Here is a 12,688-nt window from a genome sequence, read left to right on the forward strand (position 1 = left end):
CGCCCGTGAAAACACTATTTTCTTTCCTCTTCACCGATGCGTACCGATTCCTTAGCCACCCTAACGGACGAAAATTCCTGTGGTTGTTACTCACATCGGGGAGTACCCAACGGAATCAATCGACGACGCTTACCTACAACGGGCTGCGCTTTCGGACGCCCGACAGCCTGATGTTCTTCTGGCAGGTAAAAGAGATTTTTGTGGACGAGAGCTACGCCTTTCCGACATCGTCGCCCAAGCCCGTTATCATCGATTGTGGAGCGAACATCGGCACGAGTATCGTGTATTTCAGCCGCCACTATCCCAATGCCAAAATTGTAGCGTATGAGGCTGATGGAGAAACCGCCAAAACGCTACATAACAACTTAACGGTCAATGGTGTAACCAACGTAGAAGTTGTAGAAAAAGCGGTTTGGACCGATGATCTGGGAGTCGATTTCGGCAGCGCTGGTGATGATGTGTCGTCGGTTTTCGTTACCACTAACGTGCACCGGGTGCCCTCGGTACGGCTTCGTGATGTGCTCCTGCAGGAGCTACGCATCGACATGCTCAAGATTGACATTGAAGGGGCCGAAGTACCTGTTCTCGAAGATTGCCGCGACGCCTTAGCCCATGTACAAAACCTGTTTGTGGAGTATCATGCCTACATCGGTCAACCTCAGACCTTACCGCAACTCTTGCAGATTCTGACAGACAGTGGCTTCCGCTATTACGTTGACACGGCTCAGCATCGCACTAAACCACTCGTGAATCGTCAGTATCGCGGCAACACAGTCATGGACCTGCAATTGACTATTTTTGCGTACAGAACATAGCCATCTTTGGTCATTAAATCAGTCATTGATTGTCAGTAGCAGACAATGGCTTTTACCAAATGACAGCTTATGACCAGTTAATGCCATTCCTTCGATGATTGACAAGATTTTAAGCCGCCCTGAATTTCAGACCGAACCGCCTGTATTAGTAGATATTGGCGCGTCGGGGCAGTTACATACGCGCTGGAAACCATTTGCCAAATATTCGGTCTGTATCGCCTTTGACGCCGACGACCGTGATTTCGGTTACGTCGAAAGCGAATCGAGCCACTTCCGGAAGCTGTATACGTTTAATCACATCGTTACCGGGCCGCGTTCGGCCGAGACCGAAACCGCCGATTTCTACCTCACTGCCTCGCCCCACTGCTCCAGCCTGCTTAAGCCACGACCTGATCTGATTCAGGAATACGCTTTTGCCCCCAAGTTTGAGCCGACCAGGATGGTTCAGCTAAAGACGCGTAGCCTTCGCTCAACGCTCGACAGCCTGAACATCGGTCAGGTTGACTGGTTTAAAACCGACTCGCAGGGTACTGATCTCCGGCTGTTCCGCAACCTCGGCGACGACCGCGCCCGACGGGTGCTAACCGCCGAGTTTGAGCCCGGTATTGCCTCTATTTACGATGGAGAGGACAAGCTCTACCAGGTGTTGCAATACATGGAAGAAACCGGTAGCCACTGGCTTGCCGAGCTGCTGCCGAAAGGTTCGCCACGAATTACGCCCGCCCTGCTGGACAGCTTCACGACGCACCCGTTGTTACAAAAATTCGTGCTCTTCTCGTTGAAAAACAGCGCCGTTTGGGGCGAAATGACGTACCTGAACCAATTTGCCGACGAAACTACACTTACCCAACGTAACGTTCTGTTGGGCTGGGTGTTCGCCACGACGCTGAAACAGCACGGATTCGCCTTGATCTTAACCCAAAAGGCGAAAGCTCGCTTTACCGATCCGATCTTTACGGAGATGGAGCGGTATTCCCGTCGGCGGATCTGGGGGCGCGTTTGGGGTATCGGCTTCTGGCCCGAGGTTGTCAAAAAACTTAACCAAGTCTTTAGCCGGTGAGAGTCACGCACCTGAGCACGTATCATCTCTTCGGCGGGGCGGCAGTAGCCGCCAATCGGCTCCATACCGCGTTGCTCAAACAAGGTGTCGACAGCACAATGCTGGTCGGTACGTCGAACCGGCAGGAGAAACACCAGCCCGCCCCCGGCGTTACGTACCTGGCCGGTAATCTTCTGTCGGAGCAGCTGGCGTTCGGGCGGTTTGTGGCTGAGCGCTTATATTTTCTGCCCTATGAGCGTGACCACTCGGTCAGGTTTCAGTTTTCGCCAGCGGCTTTTGGGGCGAGTTTAACGCATCACGATGCCATCCGGCAAGCCGACGTCTTGCATCTGCATTGGATTAACTTTGGCTTTCTTTCTATCGACGGGCTTCGTTCGTTGTTCTCGCTTGGTAAGCCTATTGTCTGGACTTTACACGATCAATGGGCCTTTACGGGTGGCTGCCATTACTCACGCGGCTGCGACCATTTTCTGACGCACTGCCACGGCTGTCCGTACCTGAAAAAGCCGCACGCTACCGATTTATCGTACCGGATCTTTGAGCAAAAGACACAGCTCTTCAAAGATGCTACCGTTCATTTCACCCCGCCTAGTCGTTGGCTGGCTGACGAGGGATTGCGTAGCTCGTTACTACGTACATTTCCATTTAGCGTGATCCCATACGCCATTGACAAGCAGACGTTTGCGCCCATCGATCGGGCAGATGCAAACGCCCGTCTGGAGATTCCAGACACCGACCAGCCCCGGCTTCTGTTCGGCAGTGCGAACGTAACGGATGCGCGTAAAGGCTTTCGGTACTTTGCTGAATCATTAAAGCAATTGCACCAACAACAGCCCGGCTTAAACCCTGAAATTCTGGTATTCGGAAAAGGGCGAAGCTATCTGTTCGATGAACTGCCCTATACGGTACGTCATCTCGGTATTCTAACCAGTCAGGAAGACATTGTTGCGGCTTATAACGCAGCCGACGCAATGATTGTACCGTCTTTAGAAGACAATCTGCCGAATACGGTCATTGAGTCATTAGCTTGCGGAACGCCGGTCGTGGGCTTTCGTACGGGCGGTATTCCCGAAATGATCGACCACCAGAAAAACGGTTACCTGGCCAGCGTCGGATCAGCCCAGGAATTAGCCGATGGGCTCGCCTTTGTTCTGAATCATTCTGCCCCAGAAACCATACGCCAAAACGCCCGACAATCAGCCGAAGCCCGTTTTTCCGAAGAAGTCGTTGCGCAGAAACACGTTGAGCTTTACAAAGAATTAATGAGCGAAAGGGCGAACGAGTGAAAGAGCGCTTGTTCTACTCATTCTTTCACTCGTTCGCTCTTTCGCTCGTTGAACATGCCAACCATATCCATCATCACCATTACATACAACGCCGGGCGATTCCTGGAGCGCACGATCCAGAGCATTGTGTCGCAGCGGGCTACGGATTTCGAGTACATTGTGGTTGATGGAGCCTCGAAGGATGGTACGTTAGCTATTGTCAGGAAGTACGAAAAGCACATTACGCGTTGGATTTCCGAACCCGACAAAGGCCTCTACGATGCGATGAATAAAGGGCTGCACATGGCCACCGGCGATTACGTCTGGTTCATGAACGCCGGTGATGAGCTTTACAGTTCAGACACACTACCTGACCTGCTAGCGCGAATTCAAACCACGCAGTCGGATGTCTATTATAGCGATGCCTTATTTGTACGTAATGACGGCAGCCCGGTTGGTCTACGCAGCCAGGTAACGCCCCATACATTACCTAAGGATTTGACCTGGCGCGACATGGCATTAGGCATGAAAGTGTGTCACCAGGCCTTCGTTGCTAAACGTGCTATTGCTCCTGATTACCCCACTGATAACCTCAGTGCCGACCTCGACTGGGAAATCCGCTGCCTGAAAGCCGCTCAGCAAATTGAGTATGTTGACCTGGTTTTGTGCAAATACCTGATTGGAGGGCTTTCTGTTCAGCAGCATCGTAAGTCGCTGACGGACCGATTCAAGGTGTTAACGACGCATTTTGGCTTACTGCCAACGTTAGTTAACCACGCGCAAATCATCTGGCGAGCGTGGCAATTTAAAAACGGCAGTGGAGTTAGCTGACCTAATTCACTACGAACAACCTCCCCCGTTCGCGTAAGCACCTCTTTAGAGTGGGCATCCACACTGAATTCTGTCGATGAACAGCTTCTCTGGATTTTGTCGATATATGAATTTTGCGTGAAACGAACGGGATAATTAACCGATTGATGCCTTTAGATTGGGAAATGGGATAAATTTGCAGGGTTTATTCCGCCCAACCCAGACCCTTTTTGTGAAATTTCCTTAAAAAATTGACGTAACCTATGAAACGAATAGCTGTTTTTACCTCGGGTGGTGACGCACCGGGTATGAACGCCTGCATCCGGGCTGTGGTCCGGGGGGCGGTCTATCACGGTCTTGAAGTTTTCGGTATCCGCCGAGGGTACAGCGGCATGATAAACGGCGATATTTTTCAGATGTCTTCGCATTCGGTGAGCAACATCGTGCAGCGCGGAGGTACAATTTTAAAGTCGGCCCGCAGTAAAGAGTTTATGACACCCGAAGGTCGTACAAAGGCATACGAGCAGCTTCAAAAGTTTGGTATCGAAGGGCTGATCGCTATTGGCGGTAACGGTACGTTCACCGGTGCTACGCTGTTCTTCGATGAGTACGGCATCCCAACTGTAGGCGCGCCGGGTACGATTGATAACGATCTGTACGGTACAGACTATACGATTGGTTTCGACACGGCCGTGAATACCGCGCTGGAAGCCATCGACAAGATTCGGGATACAGCCGATTCGCACGACCGCATCTTTTTTATTGAAGTAATGGGCCGGGATTCGGGCTACATTGCCATCCAGTCAGGTATTGCCGGGGGGGCCGAACTGGTCATGGTTCCGGAAGTATTGACCCCAATCTCAGAAGTTGTAGAAACGCTGAAATCGGGTTGGAGTCGTCAGAAATCGTCGTCCATCATTGTCGTCGCGGAAGGCGAAGAAGAAGGTAATGCCACCGAAATTTCTGAAAAGATCCGCCAGCAGGTCGAGTCGGAGATCGATATGCGGGTCACTACGTTAGGGCACATTCAGCGGGGCGGTATTCCAACGGCTTACGACCGAATTCTGGCCAGCCGGCTTGGGCTCGGTGCGCTGGAAGGCCTGATGAATGGTGAGAAAAATGTGATGGCGGGTATTGTCAACAATGAGTTGGTCTACACTCCGTTCAAAGACACGATTCGCCTGCCCAAGCCCATCAACGAAGATTTGCTGCGCATGGTGAAAATCCTGTCGGTGTAACAACACCAACAATACGTAATGGAAGAACTGGGACGAACGGGAGAACTTCGGGTTTCCCTTCGCCCATTCTTAGGCGTACCCAACCAGCTTGTACACGACGTACCCAGCGAGCTCTTTTAACAGAAAGTACGCATCGGCGAATGCCTGTTCATTTGGCAGCAGCCACTCTCCCGGTACAAACGACCGTTTACCGCTGAGGTAACCGCCCGGAAACGCAACGACGGTAACGCCCGCTTTTTCGAAGCAGGCTACGGCCCGGCGCATGTGCCAGGCCGACGTAACCAGCACACACTTCGTTGTGCCGAATTTATTCCGTAGCACGGGAGCGGTGAAGGCCGCATTTTCGTGCGTATTACGGGATCTGTTTTCGAAGACAATATCAGTGGGGGGTACGCCAGCGGTCAAAAGAAATGAAGCCGTCATCTGCCCTTCATCGCTCACATTACTGGCCTGCATCGGCAGATCACCATTCCCTCCGCTAATCAGAATTTTTCGGACGGCCCCCGTTTTATACAGATAAAGCGCCTGCCCCGCCCGGTCGGCTTCCCGGTCCAGTACGTATCGTCTGTCTGCTGGTCCCTGGCTCGGTACAGCTTTCATTACGTTGATCATGCCACCAGTCAACAGAACGGCGACGGTTGCCGTAGAATCTGCGGGTTTACCGGCGGGCGGATACTCCCACCATAAGGCCAGTTCATTGGTCAGAAACCCGTTGCCGCAGATCCAGAAAACACCGAGCGCAACGCCAATAAATCGCCGTCGGCGGATGGCATTTTTCGTAAAAAAGGCTACCAGTAACGTAACGACCAACCAGCCCGCAGGCGTAATCAGGTAGTTGAGTGTTTTAGAAAAGAAATAAAACATAGACTATGTCGGGCTGGCAAGCGTTTTGTAGACAAGAACTTACCCGTGAATCCCGTAAATTTGTAACTATTCTGCCGCGAAGATACGTCCCTATTTCTATGAAGAATTTCTTTTTAGCTGTCTTGTCGAGCCTGCTCGTAGTATCAACTGCCTGGGCCCAATCAGCTACGCCAGCCTCGGCCAACGGCTTCAAAATTACCGGCCGTATCAAAGGCTTAAAAGATACGACCTGCGTACTGGCCCATTATTTTGGCGCTACCCAGTACATCCCGAAAGATACCGCCCGCCTTGACAGCGAGGGGAACATGGTGTTTGAAGGAACGAAGACGTTACCGACGGGCCTTTACCTGGTTGTAACGCCCAAGAACGGCTACCTCCAGTTTCTGATTCCCGACGCCAATCAGCAGTTCTCGTTCCAGACGGATACGTCCGGTGTCATCAAACACATGAAAGTGACGGGTTCGAAAGAGAATGAGTTATTTTATGCGTACCAACAACAGCTGGATAAACTGAACGACGAAGCCCGGGCGATAAACGTCGAGAAAAAGTTGCACAACGATGCTGCGTCGCTGGCGCTGGTGAATACGAAGATGGAGGATCTGCAAAAACTCGCGCAGGATCAACGGAATCAGTTTCTGAACCAGAACGCGGGTTCCTTTGCGGTTAAACTGCTGAAGACAGCGGCCGAGCCGGAGGTGCCAACCGCGCCGAAAGCCGCGAATGGTCGGCCTGATTCGATATGGGTATTTAATTATTATAAACGTCACTTCTGGGACGACTTTGACTTTGCCGACGAACGGTTCGTCCGGACACCTTTTTTGCAGCAGAAACTCGATCGGTACCTGAAAGAGCTTACCGTACAAAATGCCGATTCACTCATCAAAGAGGCTGACTTCATCGTTGGCAAAGCCAGGGCAGGCAAGAACAAAGAGGTGCTATCGTATTCCATTTATTACATCACCAGCCAGTATGAGCAGCCCAAGGTGATGGGCACCGATGGCTTATTCGTGCACATGTTTGAGAAGTATTACGCCACGGGTGTCATGCCCGTTACGGACTCCTCAACGATTCAGAAAATTGGCGAACGGGTGGCAACGCTGAAACCAACGCTGGTTGGTAAAGTGCTGGCCGCACCAAGCGTTAGCGATACGTTACGTCGACCGATCGCCTTTTCCAACATCAAAGCCGACTACACCGTCGTGTATTTTTACGACCCGCACTGCGGTCACTGCCGGGAAAGTGCGCCCAGGCTCAAAAAGTTTGTTGACGACTATAAAGGTAAAGGGGCCGAAGTAGTCGCCATCGCCGTTGAGCAGAGCCCCGAAGAGTGGAAGAAGTTTATCCGGGAGTTTAAGTTAGGTAAGGCAATCAACGGCTACGATTATAATCTCCGCACGAACTACCGGAAGCAGTACGATGTCTGGACCACCCCGACCATCTACATGCTGGATAAAGATAAGAAGATTATTGCCCGCAAGCTTCCGGTTGAACAACTCGAAGACTTTATGCTCTTCCATAAGCGGCAACAGGCGGGCAACACAGCCGTTAAAAAGCCGACCATTGCACCAGCGAACGCAAAAGCAAGTGTGAAGAAATAGGTGTTAGTTCATAAAACAACAAAGGACGTTTATTCAACGTCCTTTGTTGTTTTATACCAGCCTTCGTGTGACTTTGAGTCAGTAACCTTCGAGGTGGAAAGCGGTAAGGAGGTCTGGTTACAGACAAGCGAAGGGTTTGATTTGAGAGACGTAATCGAGCCAGATTAATTACCCAAAGCGGCTATTTCATCTTGGTACGCTTCACCAGATAGGCCGTCAGGATCTGGTCGAATCCCTGAGCGATGTCCGCTTCGATGAAGTCGATCTTGTATTGACCGCAGCGCATTTTCAACTCCTGAAAATACGACTTCACCGCCTGCTGATACGTATCGCGCACCTGCCCCGGCTGAAGCTTCACCTTCTCGCCCGTCTCCAAGTCGATAAACTCATACGGACGCTCATCGAACGCAAAATCTTCCTCGGTTTTCTTATCCGTTACGTGAAAAAGCAACACCTCGTGCAGATTGTGGCGCAGGTGCTGCAAAGCCGAGAACAAGGCATCGGACTTCTCCGAGTTATCGAACATATCGCTGAAAATAACCACCAGCGAACGCTTGTTGATCTTCTCCGCCACTTCGTGGATCACATCAGCCGCCGACGTCTTCCGTAATGGCTTGGGCTGCTGCATGAGTTGATCGAGGTGGGTGAACAGCTTGTGCACGTGCGACGGCGTTGACTTGGTCGGCGTCTGCAAATCGACAGTATCGGCAAAGGTGGTCAGGCTGACCGCATCTTTCTGGCGCTGGAGCATATAAGCCAGACAGGCGGCCGCCATCACGCTGAACGTCATCTTGCCATAATTCGCTTCCGGATAATACATCGACGACGACGTATCGATCATGATGTGGCAGCGCAGATTGGTTTCTTCCTCGTAGCGCTTTACGAACAGCTTTTCGGTTTTGCCATACACTTTCCAGTCGATGTGGCGCGTCGTTTCGCCGGTATTGTACAGACGGTGCTCGGCGAACTCAACCGAAAAGCCGTGGAAGGGTGATTTATGTAAGCCCGTGATAAAACCTTCGACCAGTTGGCGGGCCAGGAATTCGACGTTTCCAAAGGAACGTACCTGACCTAAATTCAAGGATTGTTTCATGCGATCAACGTTAGTAAACCAGTCCGTATGGGCTTACTCAAAGTTAAGACTTTTACCCTGAAAAAGTGAACCGTTCGATACCCCAGCCAGGAATTGCAGAAAGGGGGTGTCGAACGGTTCGGCTGAATTTACGCGGTTAGGCTACAACACCGGCTCCAGCAGCGGCTGATAGTCGGCAGGGGTAGCGAAAACCGAAGCAGCGGGGGCAAACGCTAATTCGCGTCCTTTGCCAACAACCCGCAGCGAAACATTGGCAACTCCTCTCGAAACCATACCGAGAGTTTGGGCAGCTGCGTGGGTGAGATCGATAACGCGTCCCTTCGAAAAAGGTCCCCGATCATTGATTCGTACAATTACGGATCGTTGGTTATCGAGATTTGTGACTTCTACCAGTGTGTTTAGCGGTAGGGAACGGTGGGCTCCTGCGAGCGCTTCGGCGCTGACTCGTTCACCATAAGCGGTCTTGCGACCATTGAACTTCTTGGAATAAAAAGACGCTTTGCCTTTCTGTATGAGGCCTGGAAGGGCCTCCGCCGGTTTTATGCCACCAAAAAATAGCATAAGGGACATGATTAAACTCATACAGCTTTTGGTTACGTGAAAAAAATAGACGGAGGGTATGCCCGTTAACACAACACATACCGCCCGTCCCCAAAAAGTGCAATTCCTGTATAGCAAATATATAATGAATGGCCTTAAGAACCAAGCGATTATCGAAAAAACTGTGGAACGGCCTCCACAACTCTATCCGGAAATGGGGTTATTTTACCCCCTAATATATTTACGCCCATTCTTTTTGTTCTTAATCCTTAGCCCGTACTTTAGCAGTTGTGAACGTACTAAACCTCACTGATTGTGGAAGAAAGAGAACGAGAGAAAATCTATTCTAGGCGGGTTAGGGCTGGCAAGCGAACGTATTTTTTTGACGTCAAATCCACGCGTGCCAACGACTATTATCTCACCATTACCGAAAGCCGGCGCCACCCGCAGGGCGACGGGTTTGTGTACGAAAAACATAAGATGTTTCTCTACAAAGAAGACTTCGACAAGTTCATTGAAGCCTTGCAGGAAACCGTTGATCACGTCAAATCTGAGTTGATGCCCGAAGTAGATTTTTCTCAGTTTGTTCAGCGCGACGAACAGGACGATTTTGCGAATGAGCTGAAATGGGAGTAATCGATACACGTATGAATTAACTTTACCTTATTCATTTCTTACCGGCTCGAAACAAGAACCTTGTTGCCGAAACCATCAGCCTCCGGCCCCTTGCCGAAGGCTTTTTTTGTGGTCCGCCCTCGGGGTTGTAAATTTGTGAAAACTTAAAAGAGTGAAAGACCGAACGAGTGAATGAGTGAAAGGGTGAACATGCATCTAGTGGCAGTTCACCGTCCGGAGAGGTCCGGTCTTTTGTTCATTCACTCATTCACTCTTTCGCTCATTGCTATATGGGCTTACAATGTGGAATCGTAGGTTTGCCGAACGTCGGTAAATCGACCTTATTTAATGCAATTTCGAGTGGAAAGGCCGAAGCGGCCAATTATCCATTCTGCACCATAGAACCGAACGTCGGTGTGGTAACCGTACCGGATGAGCGGCTGGATACGCTCGAAACACTGGTGAAACCGCAGCGCGTTGTGCCGACGATTATCGAGTTTGTCGACATTGCGGGGCTGGTGAAAGGCGCTAGCCAGGGGGCCGGATTAGGCAATAAATTTCTGGCGAATATCCGGGAAGTAGATGCCATTGTGCACGTCATCCGCTGCTTCGAAGACGAGAACATCGTTCACGTTGAGGGTAAAGTAAATCCGGTCTTCGACAAGGAGATTATCGACGCTGAACTACAGTTGAAAGATCTGGAGTCGGTCGATAAGAAGATTCAGCGGATTGCCAAAGCCGCTCAGGTGGGCGACGCCAAAGCCAAAGCAGAGCTGGAAATCCTGAAGCAGTACAAAGCCGCGCTGGAAGCCGGCAAAAGCGCCCGCACGGTGCCCATCTCACCCGAAGATCGCGAAGCTGCGATCGGCGATATATCGCTGTTGACCATCAAGCCCGTCATTTACGTGGCGAACGTCGACGAAGGGTCACTGCCGAACGGTAATACCTTTTCAGATACGCTGCGTGAGGCCGTTAAAGACGAAGGTGCCGAGGTAGTTGTGATCAGCGCGGGCATCGAGTCGCAAATTGCCGAAATGGAAGACCCCGACGAACGGGACATGTTCCTCGGCGAATACGGCCTTACCGAGTCGGGCTTAAGTAAGCTTATCAAAGAGTCTTACCGGCTGCTAGGGCTGATTACGTACTTTACGGCCGGGATTAAGGAGGTGCGCGCCTGGACGATTCACCGGGGCTGGAAAGCACCGCAGGCCGCCGGGGTTATTCACTCGGACTTTGAGAAGAAGTTCATTCGGGCGCAGGTGATGAAACTGCCCGATTTCGTACAGTTCAAAACCGAGGCTGGCGTTCGCGAAGCGGGCAAGCTCGCTGTAGAAGGTAAAGAATACATCGTGCAGGACGGCGATATTATGGAGTTCCTCCACAGCGCCTAGTTTACGGTACGTAGTAGAGTGGGTGCAGTACGTGTATTGAGTTCAACTCTTATACGTACGGCACCCACTTCATGTAAAAACTCATCACTTCCGCTTGTTCACCCCTACCCGTCTGTAGGCAATAAGTTGATCGGCGCGGGCGGCCGGGGGGCGGTGGTACACAAACACTTCGTAGTCGTTCTCGGTCGACGAATAACTTCCTTCTACGTAATTCTCGTCTACTTTCTGGGGCTGGCTGGTGGACTGAAGAATGTAATCGTAATTATAGATACCCTGTTTGAGCAGAATCGAAGCCTGATATGCCCCCAGTGCCGAATCGAACGTCATGCGGTTCCGGTCGTCTAATCGCCAGAGATTGAACGCGCTGTTCACGTATACAGTAGCGCCTGGCACTTCGGCGGTTCGGAGTGTAAAAATGGTTTCGATATAGTCGCCGTTCGTGGCCCCGTTGCCTGTTTCGCGGTGGTCGATTACGTATTGTCCGTTAAAATCGTCGCTTTGAATGTAGGCCCCCCGGCTGCGCGGCTGATCGACCTGAACGTAAGCAATATTTCGATCGGCGGGCCGCTCAATCCGTTCGATGTAGTTTGCCCGTGACAAAACCGTCCGTGTATCGAAGAACCGAAACTCATTGCCACCGGGCATCGTATTACTCAAATCCACAAGTCGATATTCCAGCACCTGATCGAACGCCCGCACGTTGGTAGGGCGCAGACCTCGTATCTCGCGGTCGTCGCGGTAATTCTGCCGAATTACCACTCGAAAATCATCCTGGGGCGAAATCACCTGATACCCGCGGTAGTCAAGGGTCATGTCAATCTGCTGATCGCTGAACTGGCGGGATGGGTCCGTGGAAAAGCGCACCGCTGCGCCCACCGTTACGCGGTTCTGATACGTCATAAACCGACGGGTCAGGATGATGTTGTTCCGGTTGCGCTCGTCATACACAATGAGCAGGTAGTTGCCCGGCAACTTCACCCGCGGCAGGGTAAATCGGTAATGATAATACGGAATTTTTGTGTTGATCGACACCTGATAATCCGTAATTGGGTTATCATTGTATTCGTAGGTAAACTCGATGTCGTTCAATACCGAGCGTTGCCAATCCGCATTACAATGCAGCAATCGGGCCCGAAACGACCGATAGTTAGCCGTCAGATCGTCGAATTCGAGTTGAAGCGGCACCTGCTCATCGAGCGACACAACGGGCGGATTAAGGGTTAGCGATGGGTCGTTGGGGTTTGGGCCAACCTGCGGAAACAGCAGCACCGTTTGCACCTGCGGATCATAAATACGGTCGATCGGCTGCGGTTGCTGCTGGGCGTATACCTGTCCAGTCAATAGGCATACACTAACAAAAAGAAGCAGTTGGCGGTAATTAATCATTCAGAAGATGTTT

At 51.3% G+C, this 12,688-nt stretch carries 12 protein-coding genes; 8 read left to right on the forward strand and 4 right to left on the reverse strand.

The window, feature by feature from the left end:
- The first annotated feature begins 5 nt into the window (after positions 1-5).
- From ACYVBJ_RS02550 to pfkA, 5 genes are all read left to right on the forward strand, one after another.
- Positions 6-815 carry an FkbM family methyltransferase gene (locus ACYVBJ_RS02550; RefSeq protein ID WP_460980734.1) on the forward strand — a complete coding sequence of 270 codons (810 nt, stop codon included), beginning with the start codon at positions 6-8 and terminating at the stop codon, positions 813-815.
- A 94-nt stretch (positions 816-909) separates the two neighbouring features.
- Positions 910-1,875 carry a hypothetical protein gene (locus ACYVBJ_RS02555; RefSeq protein ID WP_460980735.1) on the forward strand — a complete coding sequence of 322 codons (966 nt, stop codon included), beginning with the start codon at positions 910-912 and terminating at the stop codon, positions 1,873-1,875.
- Positions 1,872-3,161 (forward strand): glycosyltransferase family 4 protein, encoded by a 1,290-nt coding sequence (locus ACYVBJ_RS02560; RefSeq protein ID WP_460980736.1) that lies wholly within the window; start codon positions 1,872-1,874, stop codon positions 3,159-3,161. Before ACYVBJ_RS02555 ends, ACYVBJ_RS02560 begins: the two co-directional genes overlap by 4 nt.
- Positions 3,162-3,215: 54 nt before the next feature.
- A complete protein-coding gene (locus tag ACYVBJ_RS02565; RefSeq protein WP_460980737.1) occupies positions 3,216-3,971 on the forward strand; it encodes a glycosyltransferase family 2 protein in 756 nt (251 codons plus the stop codon).
- 242 nt (positions 3,972-4,213) lie between these two features.
- Positions 4,214-5,188 carry a 6-phosphofructokinase gene (gene pfkA, locus ACYVBJ_RS02570; protein ID WP_460980738.1) on the forward strand — a complete coding sequence of 325 codons (975 nt, stop codon included), beginning with the start codon at positions 4,214-4,216 and terminating at the stop codon, positions 5,186-5,188.
- A gap of 69 nt (positions 5,189-5,257) precedes the next feature.
- On the opposite strand, the gene ACYVBJ_RS02575 is transcribed toward pfkA, so the two are convergent.
- Positions 5,258-6,052 (reverse strand): YdcF family protein, encoded by a 795-nt coding sequence (locus tag ACYVBJ_RS02575; RefSeq protein ID WP_460980739.1) that lies wholly within the window; start codon positions 6,050-6,052, stop codon positions 5,258-5,260.
- A gap of 98 nt (positions 6,053-6,150) precedes the next feature.
- Here ACYVBJ_RS02575 and ACYVBJ_RS02580 point away from each other — a divergent pair, with 98 nt between their 5' ends.
- Entirely contained in the window at positions 6,151-7,650 is a 1,500-nt protein-coding gene (locus ACYVBJ_RS02580; RefSeq protein WP_460980740.1) for a DUF4369 domain-containing protein, read from the forward strand.
- Between the two features lie 181 nt (positions 7,651-7,831).
- On the opposite strand, the gene ACYVBJ_RS02585 is transcribed toward ACYVBJ_RS02580, so the two are convergent.
- The gene (locus tag ACYVBJ_RS02585; protein WP_460980741.1) at positions 7,832-8,743 is read right to left on the reverse strand and encodes a DUF58 domain-containing protein; all 912 of its coding nucleotides are present in this window, start codon (positions 8,741-8,743) and stop codon (positions 7,832-7,834) included.
- A 141-nt stretch (positions 8,744-8,884) separates the two neighbouring features.
- The gene (locus ACYVBJ_RS02590; protein WP_460980742.1) at positions 8,885-9,325 is read right to left on the reverse strand and encodes a septal ring lytic transglycosylase RlpA family protein; all 441 of its coding nucleotides are present in this window, start codon (positions 9,323-9,325) and stop codon (positions 8,885-8,887) included.
- 273 nt (positions 9,326-9,598) lie between these two features.
- Between ACYVBJ_RS02590 and ACYVBJ_RS02595 the strand changes: the two genes are divergently transcribed.
- Positions 9,599-9,919 carry a DUF3276 family protein gene (locus ACYVBJ_RS02595; RefSeq protein WP_460974638.1) on the forward strand — a complete coding sequence of 107 codons (321 nt, stop codon included), beginning with the start codon at positions 9,599-9,601 and terminating at the stop codon, positions 9,917-9,919.
- Between the two features lie 269 nt (positions 9,920-10,188).
- Positions 10,189-11,289, forward strand: coding sequence for a redox-regulated ATPase YchF (gene ychF / locus ACYVBJ_RS02600; RefSeq protein ID WP_460980743.1), 1,101 nt, complete (start codon positions 10,189-10,191; stop codon positions 11,287-11,289).
- Positions 11,290-11,373: 84 nt separating this feature from the next.
- On the opposite strand, the gene ACYVBJ_RS02605 is transcribed toward ychF, so the two are convergent.
- Positions 11,374-12,675 carry a type IX secretion system plug protein gene (locus tag ACYVBJ_RS02605; RefSeq protein ID WP_460980744.1) on the reverse strand — a complete coding sequence of 434 codons (1,302 nt, stop codon included), beginning with the start codon at positions 12,673-12,675 and terminating at the stop codon, positions 11,374-11,376.
- Positions 12,676-12,688: the final 13 nt, after the last annotated feature.

The organism is Spirosoma fluminis (genome assembly GCF_054778895.1).